Below are 24,719 nucleotides of genomic sequence, written 5' to 3' on the forward strand. Positions count from 1 at the left end.
ACCCGCGCGGGCGGATCAGTCCTCGTACGCCTCCAGCGGCGGGCAGGAGCACACCAGGTTGCGGTCGCCGTACGCCTGGTCGATGCGGCGCACGGGCACCCAGTACTTGCCCTCGCGCAGCGATGCCAGCGGGTAGGCCGCCTCGGTCCGCGAGTACGGGTGGGCCCACTCGTCGGCGGTGACCGACTCGGCCGTGTGCGGCGCGTTGCGCAGCGGGTTGTCGGTCGTGTCGTAGTCGCCGGAGGCCACCTTGGCGATCTCACCGCGAATGGCGATCATGGCGTCCACGAACCGGTCGAGCTCGTCGAGGTCCTCGCTCTCGGTCGGCTCGATCATCAGCGTCCCGGCCACCGGGAAGGACATGGTCGGCGCGTGGAAGCCGTAGTCGATCAGGCGCTTGGCCACGTCGTCGACGGTGACGCCGGTCTCCTTGGTGATCTGGCGCAGGTCCACGATGCACTCGTGGGCCACCAGGCCGCCACGGCCGGTGTAGAGCACCGGGTAGTGCGGGGCCAGCCGCCGGGCCAGGTAGTTGGCCGACAGGATGGCCTGCTCGGTGGCCGCGGTGAGGCCCTCGGAGCCCATCATCCGCACGTACGCCCACGAGATCGGCAGGATGCCCGCCGAGCCGTACGGGGCCGCCGAGACCGGGCCGACCGGGCTGCCGTCGCGCAGCGGGTGGCCGGGCAGGTAGGCCGCCAGGTGGCCGCGGACCGCGACCGGGCCGACGCCGGGGCCGCCGCCGCCGTGCGGGATGCAGAACGTCTTGTGCAGGTTGAGGTGGGACACGTCGGCGCCGAACTCACCCGGCTTGGCCAGGCCCACCAGGGCGTTGAGGTTGGCGCCGTCGACGTAGACCTGGCCGCCGGCCTCGTGCACCTTGGCGCACACCTCGGTGATCGACTCCTCGTACACGCCGTGCGTGGACGGGTACGTCACCATGATCGCGGCGAGCTTGTCGCGGTGCTTGGCGATCTTGGCGTCGAGGTCGGCCAGGTCGATGTTCCCGTCGCTGTCGCAGGCCACGACCACGACCCGCATGCCGGCCATGACGGCGCTGGCCGCGTTCGTGCCGTGGGCCGAGGACGGGATCAGGCACACGTCCCGCCCGGTGTCGCCGTTGGCCTGGTGGTAGGCGCGGATGGCCAGCAGGCCGGCGAACTCGCCCTGGGAGCCGGCGTTCGGCTGGATGGAGACGGCGTCGTAGCCGGTCACCTCGGCCAGCCAGCCCTCCAGGGTGCCGATGAGCTCCCGGTAGCCCTCGGTCTGGGCCTCCGGCGCGTACGGGTGCACGCCGGCGAACTCCGGCCAGGTGATCGGCTCCATCTCGGTGGTCGCGTTCAGCTTCATCGTGCACGAGCCGAGCGGGATCATCGAACGGTCGAGCGCGATGTCCTTGTCCTGGAGCCTGCGCAGGTAGCGCAGCATCGCGGTCTCGGAGCGGTGGCTGTGGAAGACCGGGTGGGTCAGGTAGTCCGACTCGCGCAGCAGCCCGTCCGGCAGCGCGTCGGCCTCCAGCGCCACCTCCTCGCGCTCGACGCCGAAGGCGGCCCACACCTTGACCAGCTCGGCCGCGCCGGTCTTCTCGTCGCAGGCGATCGAGACGTGGTCGTCGTCGGCCTGCCACAGGTTGACGCCCCGCTCGGCGGCGGCGGCCACCACCTCGGCGGCCCTGCCGGGCACGCGGACGAGCACGGTGTCGAAGAACTCGCCGTGCACGACCTCCAGGCCGGCCTCGCGCAGCCCGCCGGCCAGCGCGACGGCGTGCCGGTGCACGCGGTGCGCGATCCGGCGCAGGCCCTCGGGGCCGTGGTAGACGGCGTACATGCCGGCGATCACGGCCAGCAGGACCTGGGCGGTGCAGATGTTGCTGGTGGCCTTCTCGCGGCGGATGTGCTGCTCGCGGGTCTGCAGGGCCAGCCGGTAGGCGGGGTCGCCGTCGACGTCGACCGACACGCCGACCAGGCGGCCGGGCATCTGCCGCTGCAGGCCCTCGCGTACGGACATGTAGGCCGCGTGCGGCCCGCCGAACCCGAAGGAGACGCCGAAGCGCTGGGAGGAGCCGACGGCGATGTCGGCGCCCAGCTCGCCGGGGGCGGCCACGAGCGTGAGGGCCAGCAGGTCGGCGGCGGCCACGACGAGCGCGCCCGCCTCGTGCGCCCTGGCGGCCACGTCGCGGAAGTCGCGCAGGCGGCCCGAGGCGCCCGGGTACTGGACGAGCACGCCGAAGCACTCGGGCAGCTCGCCGTCGAGGTCGTGCTCGACCAGCGTGATGCCGAGCGGCTCGGCGCGGGTGGCCAGCACGGCTTTGGTCTGGGGCAGCGTGTCGGCGTCGACGACGAACACGTCGCTCTTGGACTTGCCGGCGCGGCGGGCCAGCGTCATGGCCTCGGCCGCGGCGGTGGCCTCGTCCAGCAGGGAGGCGCCGGCGACGTCGAGGCCGGTCAGGTCGGAGACGACCGTCTGGAAGTTCAGCAGCGCCTCCAGGCGCCCCTGCGAGATCTCCGGCTGGTACGGCGTATAGGCGGTGTACCAGCCCGGGTTCTCCAGCAGGTTGCGCCGGATGACGGCGGGCGTGACGGTGTCGTAGTAGCCCAGGCCGATCATGGAGGTCAGCACCCGGTTGCGGGAGGCCAGTTCGCGCAGCTCGGCGATGGCCTCGGTCTCGCTCGCGGCGGCCGGCAGCTTGAGCCGGTCCTTGACCCTGATGGCCTCGGGCACGGCCACGGCCACCAGATCGCCGACGGACTCGAAGCCCACGGCCTCGAGCATGCGCTGCTGCTCGGACTCCGATGGGCCGATGTGCCTGGACGAGAACGGCGGAGCGGACAGGTCGGTCATGGAGGTTGCCTCCCGAGGCTTGGAGACCGGCGCCAGGGCGCGGGCGAGTGCCGGATCTCCCCCTCTGTCATCGCGACGTCATCGCGACCTGAGAGCTTCACCCCACCGTGGGGCTTGCACCGTCGGTGAGGTGCGCCTGGCGGGCGCACCTGCTTTCCAGAGTTGCCTCACCCGAGCGGTACGGGATGCCTGAGAGATTCCGGGGAGGGTTGCTCCTTCGGCGCCCCAGGACCGAAGCCCAGGGACTCTCCCGCACGGGGTCATCAGCCTTACTCTGTCCTAGATTACTACGGTGTGTTCAGCGGTTCAGCTCACCCCGTGCGGCGTGCGCGACGCCGCTTGGCGAGCTCGTCAGCGGGATGGTCGGCCGGGACGGTGTCCTCGACCGCCGCCCGTTCCCCCGGCAGCTCCGCGAGGGAGCCCTCGACCTCTCGCCAGACCCGGCCGAGCGCGATGCCGAACACGCCCTGGCCGCCCTGGAGCAGATCGATCACCTCGTCGGCCGAGGTGCACTCGTAGACGCTGACACCGTCGCTCATGAGCGTGATCTGCGCGAGGTCGGCGACCCCGCGGTCACGCAGATGCTGCACGGCGGTGCGGATCTGCTGCAACGACACCCCGGTGTCGAGCAGCCGCTTGACGACCTTGAGCACCAGGATGTCGCGGAAGCTGTAGAGCCGCTGCGAGCCCGAGCCGTGCGCGGCTCTTATCGTGGGCTCGACCAGGCCCGTGCGCGCCCAGTAGTCGAGCTGCCTGTAGGTGATGCCGGCCGCCGAGCAGGCTGTGGGCCCGCGGTATCCGATGTCGTCGGGCACGGTCGCAGGCTGCTCGTCGAAGAGCAGGCCCTGCTCTCCGGCACGCTGCCGCGCGCTCTCGCGCCGCACCGGATCTTCCTGGCCGGCCGTCTTTCCCTCGCCGCTGCTGACCGCCACGCGGACCTCCGGCTTTCTCTCATCCCATGGCCTGATCTGGGGGTTCGTAAAGGGCGACCACGGGTTTCACTTGCACCGTAGGACCGTGACCATGCTCAGTCAACGATCCGGCTCGGCGCGTCGTGAAGCGTAAATGCACTGAAATACCTACCCCGCCCTGCCGAAGTCCTCGGGAGTGATCGTGTCAAGGAACTCCCTGAACTTCTCCACCTCGTCCTCCTGGTCGTCAGGGATGATCACACCGGCCTCCTGGACGACCTCTTCGCTGGCGAAGATGCGCGCACCGGTGCGCAGCGCCAGGGCGATCGAGTCGGAGGGCCGGGCGCTGACCTCCACGCCGTTGGAGAACACCAGGTCGGCGAAGAAGATGCCGTCACGCAGGGCCACGATGTTGACCGCGCGCAGCCCGACGCCGAGCGCGCTCAGCACGTCCCTGAACAGGTCGTGCGTGAGCGGCCGGGGCGGCGGCTCCTCGGCCTGCGCCAGGGCGATCGCGGTCGCCTCGGTCATGCCGATCCAGATCGGAAGGAACCGTTCCCCGTGTGCCTCCTTGAGCAAGACGATCGGCTGATTTGTGGGCATCTCAACTCGAACGCCCACGACCTCCATCTGCAACACGGGCTGCTCCGTATTCGACCGGCCGGTCGCCCGGCACAGCTGTTGACTGGGTCGTTTCTGCTACACGCTTGTGTATTTCAACGTAACACCCGGCAGGCGTGGAATGTGCCCCGGCCTTCCAGCTCCGTGCCCTCAACGGCCCAGGACAGACCTGACGCCGAGGCGCACCAGGGAGGCGTGCAGGTCGAGCAGGAGGGTGGACAACTCCCTGGCAGCCTCGTCGGCCTCGCCGATGGCGCCGGGCGCGCGCCGCTTGAGTATGGGCGCGACGGTCTGCTCGACCAGCCCGCACTCCCGCTCGGCGGCGGCCTTGACCGCGCGCAGGTGGCGGGCGTGCAGGCCGAAACGGGCCAGGGCGCCGACGGTGCGCGCGATCTTCAGCGCCTCCTCGTCGTAGCGCCTGGCCACGGGGGCGAGCAGGCCGTAGTCCTCCAGCTCGGCGAGGGTCTCCTCGTCGATGCCGGCCGCCTCCAGCAGCTGGGCCCGGTCGTAGCGGATCTCCTGGGCCTGCTGCACCGCGCGCGGACGGCCGAAGCTCTCGGCCATCCTGTCCTTGATCACCCGAAGCGGCAGGTAGTGGTCGCGCTGCTCGGTCAGGATGAACCGCAACTGCTCGACGTGGAGATGGGTGAACTTGCGGTAGCCCGAGGGGCTGCGCTCGGGCTCGATCAGCCCCTCACCCTCCAAGAAGCGGATCTTGGACACGGTGACGTCGGGGAACTCGCCCTGCAGCAGGGCGAGCACCTCCCCGATGCTCATGTGCGAGCGTGCCGCCTGTGAGCTCATGCGCCGGCGTTGACCCTCATCAGGAAGACGAGGCGGAACTTGCCGATCTGCACCTCGTCTCCGGAGTGCAGGGGGACCTCCTCGATGCGCTCCCGGTTGACGTAGGTGCCGTTGAGGCTGCCCACGTCGCGTACGGAGAACTGGCCGCCGCGGTGGCGGTAGAACTCGACGTGGCGGCGCGAGACGGTGATGTCGTCGAGGAAGATGTCGCTCTCCGGGTGGCGCCCGGTCGTGGTGAGGTCCTTGTCCAGCCGGAACCGGCTGCCCTGGTTGGGCCCTCTGGTCACCGTGAGCAACGCCGTGCCGGGCGGGAGCTGTTCGACCAGCGCCCGTTCGGCCAGGAGCATGTCGCCTGTCTCAGCCTCGTACGCCTCGATTCCCGCGACCGAGATCGTCGACGTGGTGTCCCCGGAGACCTCGGGTCTGGTCAGCGGTGACCCACAGCGGGAACAGAAACGGGCATCCTCGGGGTTGGCGTGCCCGCACTGCGTGCAGTAGACGCTCGGCATCGATCGGCTCGGCCTCCTACCGCGAAGACGCGGCGACGGTGCTGGGGACGCGCCTGCCTTCGCTCTTCAAGTTTGCGAATGCCGCAACTTACGCTGATCAGCGGCAAAGGTCAAGGCGGGGCGCTGGACTGCGGTTCGGACGCTGACAAAGTTACCGCCGCCCCCACCCCGTGGTCCATGCCGCCGCGCGTTTCTACATTACGATCTTGCGGCACTCCGCGCGCACATCTCGGGCGAAGGCTTTTCCGCTACTCTACGTGATCAGACGGCCGCCTGCTCGACCACGCGGGCCCACCGTTCGAGCAACGCCTGCGCGCCGTCCATGTCGGGGGCCTCGGCCCACAGGTCGGTGACCGGCTCGGCGGCGGCGGGCAGGATCAGCACCCACGACCCGTCGTCGCGGGCGACGCGCACGCCGTCGGTGGTGTCCACGCGCCAGCCGTCGGGCTCGGCCTCGGCTGCCTCGATGACCGAGCGCATCACCGCGCCCTTGGCCGCCCACTGGGTCGGGACGCTCCGCCGCAGCAGCTTGACCTCGGGGATCCTGGCGTCGATCTGGCTGAGCGACAGCCGGGTGCGGGCCACCAGCCCCAGCAGGCGCATGAACGCGGCCAGGCCGTCGATGGCCGGGCTGAACTCCGGCACGACGAACCCGCCGCGCCCGTCGGCCGCGAAGATCATGTCGGGGCCCTGGGCGGCGGAGGTCAGGGCGTCGAGCGCGGTCGAGGTCCACTGCACCTGCACGCCGTGGAAGCGGCAGACCTGCTCGGCGACCCGGGTGGTGGTGACCGGCAGGGCCACCCGGCCGCCCCGGCGCTCGGCCGCCACCAGGTCCAGCACGACCAGCAGGGCGCGTTCCTCGCTGATGAGCTGGCCGGTCTCGTCCACCAGCGCGATGCGTTCGCCGACCGGGTCGAAGCGCACCCCGAACGCCGCCCGCGAGGAGCTGACCAGCTCCGACAGGCGTTGCAGGTCGCGGCGGCGCTCGGCCAGCGTCTCGGTGGGCGAGACGTCGTCCAGCCGGGCGTTGACGGTGAGCACCTCGACGCCGGCGCGGCTGAGCAGCGTGGGCATCACCAGGGAGGAGGTGCCGCCGGCGCAGTCGACCACGACCTTCATGTCCTTGACGCCGGTGACGCCGATGGCCCGCATCAGCTCGTGCGTGTAGCCCTCGACGGCCCTGGCCGGGTAGTGCAGCTCGGCGATCTCGCCGGGGAAGGCCCGCCGGTACTCCTGGCGGGAGAAGACGCGCTCCAGCTTGCGCTGGGCGGCCGGGGGCAGGTCGGCGCCGCGGTCGTCCATGATGACGATGTCGACGCTCTGCGGGTCGCCGGGCGTGGTGCGCAGGGCGATGCCGCCGGCGGCCGACTCGCGCGCGGTGTGGAAGCGGGCCACCGGCAGCGGCGCGGCCTCCAGGTCCAGGACGTTGATCGCGGCGGCGGTCAGGGCGCCGATGACGGCCCGCTTGAGCGCCCTGGCGGCCAGCGAGCAGTCGCGGGAGGTGACGACGTAGGCGCCCTTGCGCAGGGTGGTGGCGTACGCGCCGGCCAGCCGGACGCACAGCTCGGCGGTGATCTCGACGTTGACCAGGCCGCTGACCCCGCGCGGGCCGAACAGGTTGCGCTGGCCGCGCGACTCCCAGATGACGCTGGTGTTGACGACCGCGCCGGCCTCGATGGTCTTGAACGGGTAGACCTTGACGCCGCTGGAGACGTACGCCTCGGCCTCGATGACGCACTCGTCGCCGATGACGGCGTTCTCCTCGACGCGGGCGCCGCCCATCACGTCGGTGCTCTTGCCGATGACGCAGCCGCGCAGGTGGGCGCCGGGACCGAGGTAGACGTTGTCGTGGACGACCGCGCGGTGCAGGAAGGCGCCCTCGCGCACGACCGCGTTGTTGCCGAGCACGGTGTACTCGCGCAGCTCGGCGCCCGCCTCCACCTTGGCGTAGTCGCCGATCAGCAGCGGTCCCTTCAGGACGGCGTCGGGGTCGACCGTGGCCGAGTCGGCCACCCAGACGCCCGGGGAGAGCTCGAAGCCGCCGATGTCGAGGCGGACCCGGCCGGACAGCGCGTCGGCCTGGGCCTTGAGGTAGCTGGCGTGGGTGCCGACGTCCTCCCAGTAGCCGTCGGCGACGTAGCCGTAGATGGGGGCGCCGCGTTCCAGGAGGGCGGGGAAGACGTCCGAGGACCAGTCGACCGGTTCGCCGTCGGCGACGGCGTCGAGGATCTCGGGCTCCATGACGTAGATGCCGGTGTTGACGGTGTCGGAGAAGACCTGGCCCCAGGTGGGCTTCTCCAGGAAGCGCTGCACGCGTCCGCTCTCGTCGACGATGATGATCCCGAATTCGAGCGGGTTGGGAACGCGTTTCAGACCGATGGTGACAAGAGCCGAATTTTCGCGATGAAAACGGATCATGTCGGATAAGTCGATATCGGTGAGGGCGTCGCCGGAGATGACCAGGAAGCGGTCGTCGCGCAGGCGGGCGGCGGCGTTCTTGACGCTGCCCGCGGTGCCGAGCGGCAGGTCCTCCGTGGCGTACTGGAGGTTCATGCCCAGCTCGTCGCCGTCGCCGAAGTAGTTGCGCACGAGGGCGGCCAGGAACTGCAGGGTGACGACCGTCTCGGTGATGCCGTGCCGTTTGAGCAGGCGCAGGACGTGTTCCATGATCGGGCGGTTGGCCACCGGGAGCAGAGGTTTGGGCTGGTTGGCGGTCATCGGACGCAGCCGAGTCCCCTCCCCGCCCGCCATGACGACCGCCTTCACCCGATCACTCCTTCGTGGTCGCGGTTACGAGTTGGCGCACCTGCACCACATACAGGATCCCTGCCCACCAATACAGGCCCGTGCCCCAGAGCGCGAAGGCCCACCCGGCAATTCGCGCTATATCGGCATACCACCCGGTGTGGGAGGCGAGGAAGAGCAGCGGGAAGGCGTACATGAGGTTGAACATGGCGGCCTTGCCCAGGAAATGCACCTGAAGTGCCTTATATCCGTGTTTGCGAAGTACGGGGAACGAACAGGCGACGAAGAGCTCCCGCGCCACGATGACGGCCACCAGCCACCACGGGATGACCTCGCGCAGCAGCAACGCCAGGATCGTGGCGAAGACGTACAGCTTGTCGGCGGCCGGGTCGATCACCCGGCCGAGCTTGCTGGTCTGGTTGAACGCGCGAGCGATCTTGCCGTCGAGCCAGTCGGTGAACCCGGCCACGATGAGGATGGCGATGGCCCACCCGTCCGCCCTGGGCCCCAGAACCAACCAGAGGAACACGGGCACGCCGAGCAGGCGCAGGAAGCTCAGCAGGTTGGGAACCGTCCAGATCCGGTCCTCGGCGGAAGTTTCGCTCACGCAGAGACCCTACTGCGTGGAACTCGGGCACAGACGCCCCACCAGGGACCATTCCCCGCCCGCACTCCCCCGCCCGGACGCGGGGGCCGACGGGGGTTGGTGGCGTTTCGCGGCATGTGGGGGCGGGAAAAGGCTGGATGATCGATCCCCCCGCGTCGCCGGCCTGCCTTGGGGGGATCGGATGTGGCCCTGGGAGTCCGGCGTGCTGCGGGACGCGCCGGAGATCGCCTTGTTCCTCTGCCTGGCCCTCGGGTTCGCCCTGGGCAGGCTCAGGTTCCGCGGCGTGGCCCTCGGCGGCGTGGCCGGGACGCTGGCCGCCGCCCTCGCCGTCGGGCTGCTGACCGGCGGCGTCGAGGTCCACCAGCAGGTGCGCGTGATCGCCTTCTCGATCTTCGCCTTCACCCTCGGCTACACCCTCGGGCCCGCCTTCTTCGCGGCGTTCTCCGGGCGCAACCTGCGGTACCTGTGGTTCACGGTCGTCGAGGTCGTCGGGGCGCTGGCGGTGGCGGCGCTGGCGGCGGACGCGCTCGGGCTCGACCCGGGCGTCACGGCCGGGCTGGTCGCCGGGGCGGCGGCCGGGCCGGTGGCGTTGGGCACGGCGGCCGACGCCCTGCAGGGCGCCGGGGTCGCGCAGCAGGCGCTCGGGCCCGCGTACGTCCTGTCCTACCTCCTCGCCCTGGTCACCATCGCGCTGCTGACCGTCAGGGCCGCGCCCGCGGCGCTCCGGTTCGACCCCCGGGAGGAGGCCGCGGCGCTGTGGCGGCGGCTGGACGGCGCGGAGGAGACGCCGCCGCCGGCGGTGCTGGGCCGGGCCCACCAGGTCACCACCGGCGAGGGCCGGACGGTCGGGCAGGCGGAGATCGCGATGGGCACCCGGGTCTCGGTGGAGCGGCTGCGCAGGAACGGCCGCCCGATCCCGTTCGGCCCCGACACGCTGCTGCGGCGGGACGACGAGGTGGTGGTCGTCGGGGTGCGGCAGGACGTCGTCAACGCCGGCGCGGTGGTCGGGCCCGAGGTGCCGGGCGGGCGGGAGCTCGACCTGGACCTGGAGGTGGCCGACGTCATGCTCGGGGGCAGGCCGCCGGCGACCGTGCGCGAGCTGCGCGCCGGGCTGTCCGGTCAGGGGGTGCAGGACCTGCACGTGTGCGAGGTGCGGCGGGTGGGGTGCCGGTTGCCGGTCCGGCCCGGCACGCAGCTGTGCGCCGGTGACGTGGTGCGGGTGACCGGGCTGAAGCGGGACGTGGACCGGGCGGCGTCCTGGCTCGGGGCGCGGGCGGACGCCGGGCGGCGGGCCGACGTCGTCTACCTGGCCGCCGGGCTGGTGGCGGGGCTGGTGGCGGGCCTGGCGGGCGGCCTGACGGCGTCGCTCGGCTGCCTGGCGGCCGGGCTGGTGTTCGGCCGGGCACGGGCGGGACGGGCCGGCTTCGGGCAGTACGACGCGGGCGCCGCGCGGGTGGTGGGCGAGGTGGCGCTCGGCGTGTTCGTGGCGGCGCTCGGGCTGTCGGCGGGGCCGGCGGCGGTGGAGCTGGTGGCGCGGCACGCCTGGCAGGCGGCCCTGGGCGCGGTCGCCACGGCCGCCGTGCCGGTGGTGATCTCGCTGGCCATGGGGGCCAAGCTGATGATGGTCCCGCCGCCGCTGGTGCTGGGCGCGGTGACCGGGCAGCACGGCCTGACGGCCGTCCTGGGCGGGGTGCGCGCGATGTCGGGGAACGGGACGCCGCTGCTGGCGTACACGGTGGTGCACGCCTTGTCGGGAGCCGTGCTGGCCCTGCTCGGGCCCGCCGCGGTGGCCCTGACCCGCTGGCTGGGCACCTGAGCGCGCCACCAGGCCCGTCCGGGCGGTCGGGCCAGGCGGTCGGGACGGGCGGTCAGGTCGGGGGCAGGCCGGGCGGTCGGGCCGGGCGGTCAGGTGCGCAGGAAGGCGTGGGTGTGGCCGACCGGCTCGAAGCCGAGGCGGGCGTAGAACTCGCGCGGCCAGTCGGCGGCGTCGGCGACCAGGAACGTCAGCTCGGCGCCGGCCGTGGCGGCCGTCAGCGCGGTCAGCAGGACGCGGGCGAAGCCCTGGCCGCGGTGGCGCTCCATGGTGTAGACGTTCTCGATCTGGGCGACGCCCTCGTGCACGTAGAGGTCGGCGTGGGCGGCGATCTCACCGCCGGGGGCGCGTACGGCGTGGAACTCGACCACGTCAGCGGCGGACGCGCGGGCCGCGGCGCGGGCGGCGAGCCCGTCGACCACGCTCTGCGGCGCCTGCGGCAGCGACGCGCGCCACTCCTCGCGCAGCACGGGCAGCAGCTCCTCCAGCGTCAGCCGCTCAGTGGCAGCCGCGGACGCGGAGGGGCTTGCGCCGCGGAAGGCCATGACGACGTTCGTCTCGTGGCTGTATCCGGCGGCGGCGAAGGCGGGCCGGAACTCATGGCCCAGCCGGTCGTCGTCGACGCACACCAGCCGGTGGCCGAGCCCGGCGAGCCGCTCCTCGGCGGCCGCGAGCACCGGCCCCGGGGCGCCGCTGCAGACCACGAGCTTGTTGTCGTCGTGCGACATCGGGTAGCGCGCGTCGAGCACCGCGAACCCGCCGGGGACCGGCGCCACGACGGGCGCCTTGCGGCGGGCGAAGCCGTGCAGGAAGGAAAGGGCCCGCGCCAGCTCGTCAGCCACCGCGCGCGGCCCGCAGGAAGGCCCTGATCAGGGCGGAGTCCTTGACGCCCGGCGCGGTCTCGACGCCGCTGGACACGTCGACCCCCCACGGGCCGGCGGCCTCGACGGCCTCGGCGACGTTGGCCGGGTCGAGCCCGCCGGCCAGCATCCACCGGCCGGACGGGCGGCCGCGCACCGCCGCCCAGTCCCAGGGCTCCCCCGAGCCGGGGCGCGGGGCGTCGACGATGAGCAGGTCTTCGTCGTAGGCGCCGCATCGCAGGTCGGCGGCGGCGTCGACGGCCCGCACGAGCGGCCGGCCGAGGTCTTTCAGCGCGGTGAAGTCGGCGTGGGGGTGGTGGCCGTGGAGCTGCACGGCGCGCACGCCCGAGGCCAGCGCGGCGGCCCGGACCTCCTCGGGGGTCTCGCCCCGGAAGACGCCCACGGTGAGCACGTGGGCCGGGATCGGCGCGGCCAGCTCGGCCGCCCGCTCCGGCGTGACCCTGCGCGGGCTCCGGGTGAGCACGAACCCGATGGCGTCGGCGCCAGCCTCGACGGCGGCCTCGACGTGCTCGGGCTCGCTCAACCCGCAGATCTTCACATACACACCTCAGACCTTAGCGGCGCCGCGCCGCCGACGGCGACCACGACCAGATCAGCAGCGCGCCGATGAGGCCGAACAGCAGCACCCCGTTGGGCACGTGGGCGCCCAGCCAGAGCCAGGTGACGTGCTGGAGCCCGCCGACGACGAACAGCGCGACGCTGGCCCACACCGGCCAGCCCGCGCCGCGGCCGGGCCGCCAGACGAGGATCGCCAGCACGATCTGCACGAGCGCCACCAGGTGGACGACCATGCCCGCCATGACGTGCGTCTCGGCCACCGGCCCGCCGCCCGCCGACACGGCCTGCCCGGCGAACGAGGCGGCCACGAGCAGCGCGGCGGCCTGGGCGATGATGGCGACGCGCAGGCTGTAGAGCAGGCCGGCCGACACCTGCCGGGTCGTGCCGGGACGCGGCATGACCTGTGTCTCCCCCATGATGTGGATCCTTTCTGCGAACGAAGGACCCATATCGTGTCGAGGGCGGCCGCATACGGTCGTCAGCCTGCGGGATGACCCCCCGGTCCCCCACGTGGCGGACGGACCGGCCGGAAGGCGGCGTCCACGAGACCGGTGCGGTGGGCGACCACGGCGGCCTGGATGCGGTTGCGCAGGCCGAGCTTGTCCATGGCGGCGGCGATGTGCGTCTTGACGGTGGTGACGCCGACGTGCAGCTCCTCGGCGATCTCGGCGTTGGACAGGCCGGTGCCGACCAGGGCGAGCACCTCCAGCTCCCGCTCGGTCAGCCCGGACGGCGGCGGCGCGGCGGCCTGCTCCTCGGCGGCCAGGAACCGTTCCACGACCCGGCGCAGCACCGAGGGGGCCAGCAGCTGCTCCCCCGCGGCGGCCCTGCGCACGGCGTCGACCATGCGTTCCGGCTCGTCGTCCTTGACCAGGAAGCCGACGGCGCCGGCGCGCAGGGCGGCGTGCACGTCGGCGTCCTCGGCGAAGGTGGTGAGCACGACCACGCGGGCCGCCGGGCGGGCCGCCAGCACCCGCCTGGTCGCCTCCAGGCCGTCGACGCGGGGCATGCGCAGGTCCATGAGGATGACGTCGGGCACGTGGCGTTCGGCCAGGCGGACGGCCTCGGCGCCGTCCTCGGCCTCGCCCACGACCTCCATGTCCCCCGCGGCCTGCAGCAACATGCGCACGCCCGCGCGGACCAGCGCCTGGTCGTCGGCGACCAGCACGCGGATCACGCGGCGTTCCTGGCGGGCAGGCTGGCCAGCAGCAGCCAGCCGCCGTCGCCGTCGGGGCCGGCGCTGAGGGTGCCGCCGAGGGCGCGCACCCGCTCGCGCATGCCGGCCAGGCCGCGGCCGGAGGAGGGCAGCCGCTCGATGGCGGTGGGCGGGCGGCCGTTGCGGATCTCGATGGACAACCCTTCCTGCGCGGGGGCGACGGTGACGCGGACCCGGGTGCCGGGCCCGGCGTGTTTCAGCACGTTGGTGAGACCTTCCTGGACGATGCGCGCGGCGGAGGCGCGGGCGATGAGCGGGGCGCGGTCGCTGGCCGGGTCGAGGTCGAGATCGACGACGAGGCCGGCGGCGGCCATGCGTTCGGCGGACTCGCGGACCACGTCGGCGGGGTTGGCCAGCAGGTCGGGGCCGCGGTCGGGGTCGCGCAGCAGGTCGAGCAGGTCACGCAGGTCCTGAAGCACCTGGTGGCCGGTCTCGCGGATGTCGGACAGCGCGTCGGCGACCGGCCCGTCGGGCGCGGTGTAGCGGGCGGCGCTGGCGCGCAGCACCATGGCGCCGACGTGGTGGGCCACGATGTCGTGCACGTCGCGGGCGATGCGCTCGCGCTCGGCGAGCTGGTCGGCGCGCACCTGGGCGACCGCCAGCCGGGCCGACTCCTCGGCGCGCAGGCGTTCGGCGGCGGCGGCGGCCTGCCGCATGCCGAGGTAGCGGCCGATCGCGATGGGCGTGGCGACCAGCGTCATCAGCACGCCGACGCGCAGCGGGGTGACCTCGGTGCCCTCGCCGACGACGGCGATGGCGGCCAGCAGGCAGCCGGTGAGGTACGCGGCCCCCGTCCAGGCCCAGGAGGCCACGCGCATGGAGAACACGCCGATCGCGATGAGCGTGAGGATCAGGCAGGTGTTGACGGCGTCGTTCAGGTAGGTGTCGGCGGCGATCAGCAGCACGGCCTGCAGCAGCAGGACCAGGCCGGGCAGGCGCCGGGCGACGCCGAGCGACAGCCCGCCGACCACGGCCAGCAGGCCGATCACCCACACGGGCAGGGCGCCGCTGTGCCAGGAGGTCCAGGTGCTGAGCACGGTGATGGCCACACCGCCGGCGGCCAGCAGCGCGTCGGGCGTGACGTCGCGCTCCTCCAGCCGCTCGGCCGAGCTGCGCAGGTAGGCCCCGAGCACGGTGGGGAAGACGGGCAGCAGCACCGAGTACATCCAGGTGTTGCCGGTCATCGCGATGCCGGGGTCGGCGATGTTGACCGCCGTGGCCAGGACGGTGGCGCCCACACCGGCCATGGCGGGCCGCCACGGGACGCGGAAGCCGACCACGCCGAGCGCGACGCAGATGAGGATCTGCGCGGTGTTGGAGGTGTAGGAGCCGAGCTGGTCGCTGAGCACGAGAAAGGCGGCCAGGTAGAGGGTGACGGCCAGCGGCCGCCGCCGTACGAACCCCATGGGCAGGCCCACCAGGAGGGCCATGGGGATGTTCATCGCCGCCGGCAGGTACGCGGTGTCGCCCGCGTGGGCCGTCGTCAACAGGTCCAGCCCCACGCCAGATGCCGCGAGCAGGACATCGAGCGGCACACCACGCCAACGCATGGCCTCACGCTATCCACCCTCGCCCGATAGCTGATCCTCCGTGCGGAGGACCCCGTCTCCTCCTAGTGGCCGCAGGTTCGTCCAGAGGAGGGAGCGCAGAGGGTGATCTTCCCGATACGTTCGGGGCCATGTCCAACGACACCGCAATGTTCCTCGGCCAGTTCCTGCGCGCCCCCGCCGTGATCGGCGCCGTCGCCCCGAGTTCGCGCCGGCTGGCCGCGGCCGTCTGCGCGCCGGTGCCGGAGCGTGGCGAGCCGACCGTGGTGGAGCTCGGTCCTGGCACGGGCCCGTTCACGGCGGAGATCCAGCAGCGGCTGGCCGGGCGCGGCCACCACCTGGCCGTCGAGGTGAACGAGCGGCTCGCGGGGCTGCTCGCGGCGCGTTTCCCCGCCGTGGACGTGGCCCACGCGGACGCCGCGCGCCTGGGCGAGCTGCTGGCCGGGCGCGGGCTGGGCCACGCCGACGTCGTGGTGAGCGGCCTGCCGTGGGCGGCCTTCCCCACGGAGCTGCAGCACGAGCTGCTGGACGCGGTGACGTCGGTGATGAGCCCCGGCGCCGCCTTCACCACCTTCTCCTACATCCACGCCATCCCGCTGAGCTCGGCCCGGCGGTTCCGGGCGCTGCTGGCCGAGCGGTTCGAGGAGGTCGTGCCCGGACGTACGGTGTGGCGCAACACGCCGCCGGCCTTCGTCTTCCACGCCCGCAGACCTCGACCCTGAACAGAACGAGATTCTACGATGGCGTGATGGATTTCACCCTTCCCGAGAGCGCCCAGGCCGTCCAGCGCGGCGTCGCCGAGATCTGCGCCCGCTACGACCTCGACTACTGGCAGCGGTGCGAGAGCGACAAGCGCTGGCCGGAGGAGGTCTGGGCCGACCTGGCCAAGGGCGGCTGGCTGGGCCTGGCCGTGCCGGAGGAGTACGGCGGTGGCGGGCAGGGGCTGCTGGAGCTGGCGGTGGCCACCGAGACGCTGGCGAGCTCGGGCGCGGCGGGCGGGTCGGCCTTCACGTACGTGCTCACCCCCGGCTTCGGCGCGCTCACCCTGGCCCGGCACGGCACCGCCGAGCAGCGGGCCGAGCTGCTGCCCCGGCTGGCCACGGGCGAGGTCGAGACGTGCTTCGCCCTGACCGAGCCGGACGCCGGCTCCAACTCGCTGGCGATCACCACCTCGGCCCGCCGGGACGGCGGCGACTACGTGCTCAACGGCCAGAAGATCTGGATCACCGGCGTGCAGCGCGCCACCTGGATGTTGCTGGTGACCAGGACGGTCCCGGCGGCCGAGGCCAGGCCGCGCACCCACGGGCTGACCGTGTTCCTGGTGAACGTGCCCGACGCGGTCGCCGCCGGGCAGCTGTCCTTCCGGCCGATCCCCAAGATGGGCGCGAACACCACGCCGTCCAACATGGTGTTCGTCGACGACCTGCGGGTGCCCGCCACCAGCGTGGTCGGCGAGGTGGACGGCGGCGCGGCCGTGTTGTGGGACATCCTCAACCCCGAGCGGGTGCTGCTGGCCGCCTCCGCGTTGGGCGGCGCCGAGGTGGCGCTGCGGGTGGCGGTCGGCTACGCCAAGGAGCGCGAGGTGTTCGGCCGCCCGATCGGCGCCAACCAGGCCATCGCGTTCCCGCTGGCGCAGGTCAAGGCCAAGATCGAGCTGGCCCGGCTGATGCTGTACAAGGCGGCCTGGTCCTTCGACCGGCGGCTGCCGTGCGGCACCGAGGCCAACATCGCCAAGCTGACCGCCTCCCAGGCCGCGTGGGAGGCGGCCGACGCCGCGTTCCAGACGCACGGCGGCATGGCGTACTCGCTGGAGTACCCGGTGGCCAGGTTGCTGGCCGACGCCCGTATCGGAAGGGTGGCACCCGTGACGGAGGAGCTTCTGCTCAACTACCTCGCGACACAGGTGCTCGGGTTGCCCCGGAGTTTCTGACGGCCCTCAGGCCCTGCCCGTCGCCTTGCGGATCACGTCGCGGGCCCTGTCCATGATCGCGGCGGGCGGGCCCGCCAGCAGGTTCTTCGGCGCGGTCTCGACGCCGGCGTGCGGATGCGTGGGCGCGATCGCCTCGGCGGCCTTGACCCCGATCGCCATCGCGTGCAGCTCCTTCTCGCCGGCGGCCTGCCTCAGCCTGGGGAACTCCTCGCGTTCCTCGGCCTCGGCGTGCTCGACGACGGCCTTGCGCAGCGTGGCCAGGTTGGCCGCGAACTGCGGGTCGTCGACGCCCGCCCGCTCCATCTGGGTGAGCATGTCCTTGGCCGCGTTCTCCTCGGCCAGGCGCTCGTCCACCAGGTCGTCGCCGTCGTCGACGTGGCGGCGCGCGTAGGGGTGGACGATCTCCTCCTCTGCTGTCTCGTGGACGGCCAGCAGGCGCACCAGCTTCTGGAAAGCCGCTGCTTTGTCCTCGGGGGCAGCGTTCTCGACCTCCGTGAACTGGCTCTTGATCTGCTCGTGCTGGCGCACCAGCAGGTCGACCACATCGTTGTCCGTCATGGAAGTGCGCCTACCCCGGGCCCGGACAAGCACACGCGCCGGGCTCAGCCGAAGGCGGGCGGCCGCTTCTCGCGCACCGCGCGCACGCCCTCGACCACGTCGGGGCCGGTGAAGCCGAGGAACTCCATCGCCAGCGAGGCGTCGAAGGACGGGCCGGCCAGGCGCAGCCAGTTGTTGAGCGAGTACTTGGTCAGCCGGATCGCCTCCTGGGAGCCCTGGGCGAGCCGGACCGCGATCTCCATGGCCTTGTCGTGCACCTGGTCGTCGTCGACGCACAGGCTGACCAGGCCCATGCGCTCGGCCTGCTCGCCGGTGACGGGCTCGCACAGCAGCAGGTGGTACTTGGCCTTGGCCATGCCGCACAGCAGCGGCCAGATGATCGCGGCGTGGTCGCCGGCGGCGACGCCGAGCCGGGTGTGGCCGTCGATGATGCGCGCGGTGCGGCCGGCGACCGAGACGTCGGCCAGCAGCGCCACCGCGAGCCCGGCGCCCACGGCCGGGCCCTGGACGGCCGAGACGATCGGCTTGGAGCAGTTGAGCACGTTGTAGACGATGTCGCGGGCCTCGGCGAACACGCGCATCCGGGTGGCGTGGTCGCGGGTCATCTCCTCGATCATCGACAGGTCGCCGCCGGCCGAGAACGCCGTGCCCTCGCCCCTGACCACGATCGACCGGACGGTGTCGTCGCGGTCGGCCTCGCGCCAGATCTCGCTCAGCTCGCGGTGGCCGGTCATGTCGACGGCGTTGAGCCTGCCGGGCTCGCTGATCGTGACGCGCAGCACGCCCTCGGCCGGGGTGTCGAGCTTGAGCTTGGTGTAGGTCACAGGTGCTCCCGCAGGCGGTCGGCGATGTACTGCCTGGCCTCGGCCGCCTGGTCGAACAGGCCGGGCAGGCCGAAGAAGCCGTGGACGGCGCCGTCGAACCTGCGCGCCTCCACCGGCACGCCGGCGTCGGCCAGGCGGCGGGCGTAGTGTTCGCCCTCGTCCCGGAGCACGTCGTACTCGGCGGTGAGGACGGTGGCCGGCGGCAGGCCGGTCAGGTCGGCGATGCGCAGCGGGCTCAGCAGCGGGTCGGCGGGGTCGGCGCCGGCCGCGTAGCGCTCGGCGAACCAGGCCATCTCGGCGGCGTCGAGGCCGAAGCCCTTGGCGTAGGCGCGGTAGCTGGGGGTGTCCATGGCCGTGTCGAGCACCGGGCAGACCAGCGCCTGGTGGGCCAGCCGGATGCCGGACCCGGCGGCCCGCCAGGCGGCGACGGCGGCCAGGTTGCCGCCCGCGCTGTCGCCGACGACGGCCACGCTGCCGTTGCTCTGGTAGAAGGCGGGCCTGGCGAAGACGTCGCGCACGACAGTCCAGGCGTCGTCGGCGGCGGCCGGGAAGGGGTGTTCCGGGGCCAGCCGGTAGTCGGCCGAGACGACCACGGCGCCGGTGCGCAGGGCCAGGTCGCGGCCGAGCGCGTCGTTGCGCCTGACGCTGCCGAAGACCCAGCCGCCGCCGTGGAAGTAGACCACGACGGGCAGCAGGCCGTCGCCGGGGTCGGCGCGGTAGATGCGGATCGGCACGTCGCCGGCCAGCTCGTCGCGGACGAACGGGAGGTTGGTCAGCGGCCCCCGCTGGGCCGCGAGGCCGTCGTGCGCGCGCATCTCCTGGATCGTGGCCAGGTCGAGCGTGGCCAGGTCGGTGTTGAGGTCCGACGGGTAGAGGGCGACGTAGTCCCGCGCCTGGGGGTGCAGCGGCATGAGCGCAGCCTAGCGGGCCGCCTCGACGAACGCATCGAAGAGCCGATTGTCCCCGCCGCGTTCGGGATGCCACTGGACGCCGACGCAGAACCGGTGGCCCTGGAGCTCGACGCCCTCGACGATCTGGTCGTCGGCCCAGGCCACCGCGAGCAGGCCGCTGCCCAGGCGGCGCACGGACTGGTGGTGCGGCGCGACCGCCTCGACGTGGTCGCCGACGGCCTTGCCGAGCCTGCTCGACACGCTCACCTGGATGTCGTGGACCGCGCCCGGCGCGCCGTGCCGCTCGTGGCCGAGCACCTCGGGCAGCCAAGGGATCACCGTGCCGCCCCGGGCGACGTTGAGGACGTGCAGGCCGCGGGCGATCGCCAGGATCGGCAGGCCGGCCCGGACGGCGGCCCCGGCCAGGGCCAGCTCGTACCGGTCGCGGTGGGGCTGCGGCTCGGGCGCCCGCTCGTCGTGCTCGCCGCCGTAGGCCGCGGCCCCGAGGCCGGCGCCGCCGGCCAGCAGGACGCCGGACAGGCCGCCGACGTGGTCGCCGGCGAGGTGGGGGTCCAGCGGCGGCAGCAGCACCGGCACGCCGCCGGCCCGCTCGATCGCCTTGGCGTAGGACGGCGGTGACAGCACGGCCTCGCGCACCCAGTCGCCCCAGCGGGCGGCCTCCAGGTAGGCGGTGATGCCGATGAGCGGTCGGGACATGCGGATCTCCAGGGGCGGGTCAGGGCAGGCGGGAGGCCGTCCCGGCGGTCAGCCGGGCCTCGCCGGGCCGGGGTGGAGGACCGCCATGGCGGGATGCTACGCCTGCGCCGTCCGGCGGGAAACAGCGGAAACCGAAAGACGAAAATCACTTTTATTCGTTTTCTCCGCCGGAAAAGCCCATATCGCAATTGGGGTGAATCGGTTGTGACGCATCAGAGGTGGTGTAAGACTCATTTCCGAGCGCGCCGGATGTGCCGGGGCACGCAGCGCGTTCACGACCCGGAGCCGTCAGGAGGTGGCCGACGCGGCCGGAATCGAATTTCCGGCCCAATGGGGTGGGGTTGAGTGCATGTCGTTGAATCCGCGACTGGTGAAGGAGAGCTTCTCACTCGTCGAGCCCGTGGCCGACAAGGCGACCGCGTACTTCTACGGGCGGCTGTTCGCCGCGAGCCCGCACCTGCGGGGGATGTTCCCGCCCGCGATGGACGTCCAGCGCGACCGGCTGTTCGGCGCGCTGACCAGGATCGTGTGGAGCCTGGACAGCCCGGACGGCCTGGCCGCCTACCTCGGCCAGCTCGGCAGGGACCATCGCAAGTACGGGGTGCTCGCCGAGCACTACACGGCCGTCGGCACCGCCCTGCTGGCCACGATCCGGCGCTTCGCCGCCGAGGTGTGGAACGACGAGATCGAGGCGGCGTGGGTGTCGGCGTACACGGCGGCGGCGAACCTGATGATCGAGTCGGCCGAGTCGCAGGCGGGCGTCACGCCGGCCTGGTGGCCGGCCGAGGTCGTCGACCACGAGCTGCGCCGTCCCGACATCGCGGTGATCACGCTGCGGCCCGCGCAGCGGCTGCCGTACACGGCGGGCCAGTACGTCACCGTCCAGACCGCGCGCTGGCCGCGGGTGTGGCGCACGTTCTCCATCGCCAACGCGCCGCGCCCGGACGAGACGGTCACGCTGCACGTGCGCTCGGTGCCGGGCGGCTGGGTGTCCACGGCGCTGACCAGGCACACCAGGATCGGCGACACGGTCATGCTCGGGCCGCCGATGGGCACGATGACGCCGCGCGAGCACAGCGCCCGCGACCTGCTGTGCGTGGCCGGCGGCACCGGGCTGGCCCCGCTGAAGGCGATCGTCGAGCACGTCATCGCCTCGGGCCGCCGGCCGCGGATCCACCTGCTGCACGGCGCGCGCACCGCCGACGAGCTGTACGACCTGCCCGACCTGCTGGCGATGCAGGCGTCCTTCCCGTGGCTGCAGGTGCTGCCGGTGGTCTCGGGCGACCCCTCCTACGCCGGGATGCGCGGCCACCTGCCCGAGGTGACCGGGCGTTTCCACTCCTGGTGCGAGCACGACGTCTACGTCTGCGGCCCGGGCGGCATGGTGGACGGCACCGTGCGCCGCCTGCGGGCCGACGGCGTGCCGCTGTCGCGCATCCACCGCGACGTCGTCCCGGGGGAACGCTAGAACGTCCTCGCCGGGGGCGTCAGGAGGCCGCCGGGTCGCGGCGGAAGGCGGCGGCGGTCTCCTCGTCGGCCGGCCAGAACGTCTCGATGGCCAGCTCCGAGACGGTCACGTCCATCGGCGTGCCGAAGGTGGCGATGGTGGTGAACATCGACAACACGCGGTCGCCGTCGGCGATGCGCAGCGGCAGCAGGATGTCGCCCGGTCCCGGCACGTGGGCCACGTTGAGGTTGACGCCGGGGTAGGTGTAGGCGGCCAGCTCGTCGTGCAGCTCGGCCAGGCGGCCGTCCGCCGACGCCTCGGCCTGCCTGCGGAGCTGGTGCAGCAGGTAGGCGCGGACCTCGGCCAGGTTCAGCAGCCTGCCGCCCATCGCGTCGGGGTGCAGCGACAGCCGCATCACGTTGACCGGCTCGGCCAGCAGCTCGGCGGGCACGCCGGCCATGAACATGGCGGCCGCCGAGTTGGCCGCCACCAGGTTCCACGCCGCGTCCACGACCAGCGCCGGGTACGGCTCGTGCCCGGCCAGGATCTTGTCCAGCGCCTGGCGGACGACGGCCATCTCCGGGGCGCGCACCTCACGCTCGGGGAAGACCGGCGCGAACCCGGCGGCGACCAGCAGCCGGTTGCGGTGGCGCAGCGGCACGTCCAGCTCCTCGGCCAGCCGCATCACCATCTCGCGGCTGGGCCGGGCGCGGCCGGTCTCCAGGAAGCTGACGTGCCGGGAGGAGACGTCGGCCTCGATGGCCAGGTCGAGCTGGCTCACCCGGCGCCGCTGCCGCCACGAACGCAACAAATCACCAAAAGTCTCTTCTTGTATCGCTACTGCTCCCATGTCAGGAAATCTAGCGCTGCGAGGGAAGTATCACGATTACCTGCCAGGTAATGCCCGTGCCGCTCCGGCCGTCCGGGGACGGCCGGGGGGCAGGCGTGCGGCAAATCTCCCAGTCCTCGGCACCGCCGCCGCGCGCGTGGCACGATGGCGGCAAGCGAACATGGGAGCGATGCTATGAGTGACGCAGTCCTCGCGATCGGCACCCGCAAGGGCCTGTTCCTCGCCCGTTCGGCGGGCGGCGGCCCGTTCGAGATCGAGCCGATCCGGTTCTCCACGGTCGCGGTGCCCTCGGTGGCCATCGACACCCGGGGAGGCACACCCCGGTTGCTGGCCGGTATCGAATACGGCCATTTCGGTCCGTCCGTGATGTACTCCGATGATCTCGGCGAGACCTGGGACGAGGCCCCCCAGCCGCCCATCGCCTTCCCCGACAAGACCGACGCGACGCTGGCCCGGGTGTGGCAGCTCACGCCCTCGCCGTCGGAGCCGGGCGTGGTGTGGGCCGGCGTGGAGCCGGCCGCGCTGTTCCGCTCGGAGGACAACGGCGTCAGCTACCGGCTGGTCGAGGGCCTGTGGGACCATCCCCACCGGCCGCGATGGCAGCCGGGCGGCGGCGGGCTGTGCCTGCACACGATCGTCCCCCATCCCACCGACCCCGAGGTCATGGGCATCGCGATCTCGGCGGCCGGCTTCTACCGCACCCGCGACGGCGGCATGTCGTGGGAGGCCGCCAACCAGGGCATCCGGGCGCCCTTCCTGCCGGAAGGGCAGCAGTACCCCGAGTTCGGGCAGTGCGTGCACAAGGTCTGCCTCGACCCCGCCCGGCCCGACCGGCTCTACCTGCAGCACCACTTCGGCGTCTACCGCAGCGACGACTTCGGCGGCAGCTGGCACGACATCGGCACCGCGCTGCCCTCCGACTTCGGCTTCCCCATCGTGGTCCACCCCACCCGCCCCGACACGATCTTCGTGCTGCCGCTGACGGCCGACGTCGACCGCACCCCGGTCGGCCACCGCTACCGGGTCTGCCGCAGCCAGGACGCCGGCGCCACGTGGCAGGAGCTGGGCGAGGGCCTGCCCGAGGGTCCGGTGCACGCCACCGTGCTGCGCGACGCGATGACCGCCTCCCCCGCCGGGCTGTTCTTCGGCACCCGCGACGGCGAGGTCCACTGCTCGCGCGACGACGGCGAGAGCTGGTCGCAGGTCGCCCGCCACCTGCCCGACGTGCTGAGCGTGCGCGCGGCGGTGCTCTGACCGATGGCCAGGTCATTCACCAAGCCCGTGACGATGGTCGTGTTCGTGCTGCCCAGCTCGCTGCGACGGTGGGTGAGCGGGCGCACCGAGGTGAAGGTGTTCGCGGTCGGCGCCGACCGTGACTCCCCGCCCACGCTCGGCTCGGCGCTCGACATGCTGCGGCGCACCCATCCGCTGCTGGAGGAGCGGCTGCGCGACGACTACGGCCGCATCCGGCGGCACATCAGCATGATCGTGTGCGGGGAGAACGCCCGCGGGCTCGGCGGCCTGGACTGCGCCCTGCCGCCGGGCGCCGAGGTCTACGTGCTGCCCGCGCTCGCCTGACGCCTCAGACCTTGCGCCAGCCCGGCACCCAGGCCCCGTCCTCGACGACGTAGTCGCCGAACAGGGCGGGCGCCTCCTTGCGCATGAGCTCGCCGATGCGCTGGAACAGCAGGCGGATCTCCTCCTCCGCGCCGACGGCGGTGCGGGCCTCGATCGTGTGCCGCAGCGTGCGCACGTTGGCCGTCCAGACCAGGCCGGTGGCCAGGCCCTCGGGGGCGAAGCGGCGCATGAACGACGTGCGGTGCTTCTTCTCCGAGAACGGCACGCCCTCCTCGTCGAGCCCGAAGTGCCCGGCCATCCAGAGCTGGAACTGCTCCAGCTGCTCCAGCACGGCCGTGGCCCGCTTCATCAGCTCGGGGTCCTGCTGGGCCCACTCGGGGAACCAGAACGGCAGCTCGTCGAGCCGGACGAAGCGCAGCGACTCCTGGGAGATGGCCACGCCGGGCCGGTGGCGCACCAGCTCGTGCGTCAGGACGCGGCTGACGTTGTGCAGCACGAAGCTGAAGCTGACGTGTTCGAGGACCGAGCCGTGCGCGCTGGCCAGGATGTTGCGCAGGTAGTCGTCCTGGTTCTCCCTGATGCGCACCACGTTGGGGTTGAGGCCCGGCTCGAAGGAACGGTAGCAGAGGCGGCCGGCGAACTCGGCGAGGTTCTGGGCGTCGAGGTCGCCGCGGTCGAGCCGCTCCAGCCAGCTCTCGCCGCCGACCTCGGCGAGGTAACGGCCGAGCTCGTCGTAGTCAAGCTCAGGACGGGCGACGATGAAGACCTCGGGTTCGACACTGCGCATAAGGGAGCCCCCCGCTCGGGTTCTGTGGTTTGTGACGGGCTCAAGCAAACCAGCTCCCGGGGCTGCGCGCGACTCGGCGCCCGCC

24 protein-coding genes and 1 riboswitch are annotated in these 24,719 nt (G+C 72.5%); of the genes, 6 read left to right on the forward strand and 18 right to left on the reverse strand.

The genetic code is table 11. The features are described from left to right. Positions 1-15: 15 nt before the first annotated feature. From gcvP to AB0J76_RS23170, 7 genes are all read right to left on the reverse strand, one after another. The gene (gene gcvP / locus AB0J76_RS23140) at positions 16-2,841 is read right to left on the reverse strand and encodes an aminomethyl-transferring glycine dehydrogenase (RefSeq protein WP_364390404.1); all 2,826 of its coding nucleotides are present in this window, start codon (positions 2,839-2,841) and stop codon (positions 16-18) included. Positions 2,842-3,007: 166 nt separating this feature from the next. Then, a riboswitch (glycine riboswitch) is annotated at positions 3,008-3,104 on the reverse strand. A 48-nt stretch (positions 3,105-3,152) separates the two neighbouring features. Continuing rightward, positions 3,153-3,773 carry a MerR family transcriptional regulator gene (locus tag AB0J76_RS23145; RefSeq protein WP_352325612.1) on the reverse strand — a complete coding sequence of 207 codons (621 nt, stop codon included), beginning with the start codon at positions 3,771-3,773 and terminating at the stop codon, positions 3,153-3,155. 147 nt (positions 3,774-3,920) lie between these two features. Further along, entirely contained in the window at positions 3,921-4,391 is a 471-nt protein-coding gene (locus AB0J76_RS23150) for a bifunctional nuclease family protein (protein ID WP_090771501.1), read from the reverse strand. 132 nt (positions 4,392-4,523) lie between these two features. Continuing rightward, complete coding sequence (locus AB0J76_RS23155; RefSeq protein WP_352325613.1) at positions 4,524-5,150, reverse strand: MerR family transcriptional regulator; 627 nt, start codon at positions 5,148-5,150, stop codon at positions 4,524-4,526. A gap of 23 nt (positions 5,151-5,173) precedes the next feature. Beyond that, complete coding sequence (locus AB0J76_RS23160; RefSeq protein ID WP_352325615.1) at positions 5,174-5,686, reverse strand: FHA domain-containing protein; 513 nt, start codon at positions 5,684-5,686, stop codon at positions 5,174-5,176. Positions 5,687-5,947: 261 nt separating this feature from the next. Further along, on the reverse strand, positions 5,948-8,452 hold the full coding sequence (locus AB0J76_RS23165) for a mannose-1-phosphate guanyltransferase (protein WP_352325616.1): 2,505 nt from the start codon (positions 8,450-8,452) through the stop codon (positions 5,948-5,950). Positions 8,453-8,456: 4 nt separating this feature from the next. Beyond that, the gene (locus AB0J76_RS23170; protein WP_352325617.1) at positions 8,457-9,038 is read right to left on the reverse strand and encodes a CDP-alcohol phosphatidyltransferase family protein; all 582 of its coding nucleotides are present in this window, start codon (positions 9,036-9,038) and stop codon (positions 8,457-8,459) included. Between the two features lie 181 nt (positions 9,039-9,219). Here AB0J76_RS23170 and AB0J76_RS23175 point away from each other — a divergent pair, with 181 nt between their 5' ends. After that, a complete protein-coding gene (locus AB0J76_RS23175) occupies positions 9,220-10,854 on the forward strand; it encodes a hypothetical protein (protein WP_352325618.1) in 1,635 nt (544 codons plus the stop codon). An 89-nt stretch (positions 10,855-10,943) separates the two neighbouring features. On the opposite strand, the gene AB0J76_RS23180 is transcribed toward AB0J76_RS23175, so the two are convergent. The 5 genes from AB0J76_RS23180 to AB0J76_RS23200 form a co-directional block, all read right to left on the reverse strand. Beyond that, positions 10,944-11,693, reverse strand: a complete 750-nt coding sequence (locus AB0J76_RS23180) for a GNAT family N-acetyltransferase (RefSeq protein ID WP_364390407.1) — start codon at positions 11,691-11,693, stop codon at positions 10,944-10,946. After that, a complete protein-coding gene (locus AB0J76_RS23185; RefSeq protein WP_352325620.1) occupies positions 11,686-12,276 on the reverse strand; it encodes a phosphoribosylanthranilate isomerase in 591 nt (196 codons plus the stop codon). Before AB0J76_RS23185 ends, AB0J76_RS23180 begins: the two co-directional genes overlap by 8 nt. A gap of 10 nt (positions 12,277-12,286) precedes the next feature. After that, positions 12,287-12,706 (reverse strand): hypothetical protein, encoded by a 420-nt coding sequence (locus AB0J76_RS23190; protein ID WP_352325622.1) that lies wholly within the window; start codon positions 12,704-12,706, stop codon positions 12,287-12,289. A 62-nt stretch (positions 12,707-12,768) separates the two neighbouring features. Then, on the reverse strand, positions 12,769-13,467 hold the full coding sequence (locus AB0J76_RS23195) for a response regulator transcription factor (protein ID WP_352325623.1): 699 nt from the start codon (positions 13,465-13,467) through the stop codon (positions 12,769-12,771). Continuing rightward, positions 13,464-15,056: a histidine kinase gene (locus AB0J76_RS23200; protein ID WP_352325624.1), complete on the reverse strand. Its 1,593-nt coding sequence runs from the start codon at positions 15,054-15,056 to the stop codon at positions 13,464-13,466. The genes AB0J76_RS23195 and AB0J76_RS23200 overlap by 4 nt, the downstream gene beginning before the upstream one ends. 128 nt (positions 15,057-15,184) lie before the next feature. Between AB0J76_RS23200 and AB0J76_RS23205 the strand changes: the two genes are divergently transcribed. Both AB0J76_RS23205 and AB0J76_RS23210 read left to right on the forward strand, forming a co-directional pair. Continuing rightward, a complete protein-coding gene (locus AB0J76_RS23205; protein ID WP_352325625.1) occupies positions 15,185-15,775 on the forward strand; it encodes an SAM-dependent methyltransferase in 591 nt (196 codons plus the stop codon). A 26-nt stretch (positions 15,776-15,801) separates the two neighbouring features. Next, the gene (locus AB0J76_RS23210; RefSeq protein WP_352325627.1) at positions 15,802-16,983 is read left to right on the forward strand and encodes an acyl-CoA dehydrogenase family protein; all 1,182 of its coding nucleotides are present in this window, start codon (positions 15,802-15,804) and stop codon (positions 16,981-16,983) included. Between the two features lie 6 nt (positions 16,984-16,989). Here the strand turns inward: AB0J76_RS23210 and AB0J76_RS23215 are convergent, their stop codons facing one another. From AB0J76_RS23215 to AB0J76_RS23230, 4 genes are read right to left on the reverse strand one after another with little or no spacing between them, the layout of a single operon-like run. Then, positions 16,990-17,541 carry a hemerythrin domain-containing protein gene (locus AB0J76_RS23215; RefSeq protein WP_352325628.1) on the reverse strand — a complete coding sequence of 184 codons (552 nt, stop codon included), beginning with the start codon at positions 17,539-17,541 and terminating at the stop codon, positions 16,990-16,992. A gap of 44 nt (positions 17,542-17,585) precedes the next feature. After that, complete coding sequence (locus tag AB0J76_RS23220; RefSeq protein WP_364390411.1) at positions 17,586-18,365, reverse strand: enoyl-CoA hydratase/isomerase family protein; 780 nt, start codon at positions 18,363-18,365, stop codon at positions 17,586-17,588. Next, positions 18,362-19,276, reverse strand: a complete 915-nt coding sequence (locus AB0J76_RS23225; protein WP_364390413.1) for an alpha/beta hydrolase — start codon at positions 19,274-19,276, stop codon at positions 18,362-18,364. The genes AB0J76_RS23220 and AB0J76_RS23225 overlap by 4 nt, the downstream gene beginning before the upstream one ends. Positions 19,277-19,285: 9 nt before the next feature. Then, positions 19,286-19,972 carry a gamma-glutamyl-gamma-aminobutyrate hydrolase family protein gene (locus AB0J76_RS23230; protein ID WP_364390415.1) on the reverse strand — a complete coding sequence of 229 codons (687 nt, stop codon included), beginning with the start codon at positions 19,970-19,972 and terminating at the stop codon, positions 19,286-19,288. Between the two features lie 349 nt (positions 19,973-20,321). Here AB0J76_RS23230 and AB0J76_RS23235 point away from each other — a divergent pair, with 349 nt between their 5' ends. Then, a complete protein-coding gene (locus tag AB0J76_RS23235) occupies positions 20,322-21,440 on the forward strand; it encodes a globin domain-containing protein (RefSeq protein WP_352330101.1) in 1,119 nt (372 codons plus the stop codon). Positions 21,441-21,459: 19 nt separating this feature from the next. On the opposite strand, the gene AB0J76_RS23240 is transcribed toward AB0J76_RS23235, so the two are convergent. Then, on the reverse strand, positions 21,460-22,230 hold the full coding sequence (locus AB0J76_RS23240) for a helix-turn-helix transcriptional regulator (protein ID WP_358009331.1): 771 nt from the start codon (positions 22,228-22,230) through the stop codon (positions 21,460-21,462). Positions 22,231-22,443: 213 nt separating this feature from the next. Here AB0J76_RS23240 and AB0J76_RS23245 point away from each other — a divergent pair, with 213 nt between their 5' ends. Together AB0J76_RS23245 and AB0J76_RS23250 are read left to right on the forward strand one after the other, a co-directional pair. After that, positions 22,444-23,523 carry an exo-alpha-sialidase gene (locus tag AB0J76_RS23245; RefSeq protein WP_352330105.1) on the forward strand — a complete coding sequence of 360 codons (1,080 nt, stop codon included), beginning with the start codon at positions 22,444-22,446 and terminating at the stop codon, positions 23,521-23,523. Positions 23,524-23,526: 3 nt separating this feature from the next. Then, entirely contained in the window at positions 23,527-23,847 is a 321-nt protein-coding gene (locus tag AB0J76_RS23250; RefSeq protein WP_352330107.1) for a hypothetical protein, read from the forward strand. 4 nt (positions 23,848-23,851) lie between these two features. Here the strand turns inward: AB0J76_RS23250 and thyX are convergent, their stop codons facing one another. Further along, on the reverse strand, positions 23,852-24,634 hold the full coding sequence (gene thyX, locus AB0J76_RS23255) for an FAD-dependent thymidylate synthase (RefSeq protein ID WP_352330108.1): 783 nt from the start codon (positions 24,632-24,634) through the stop codon (positions 23,852-23,854). Positions 24,635-24,719 lie beyond the last annotated feature (85 nt).

It is taken from the genome of Nonomuraea sp. NPDC049624 (assembly GCF_040675255.1).
Lineage (GTDB): Bacteria > Actinomycetota > Actinomycetes > Streptosporangiales > Streptosporangiaceae > Nonomuraea.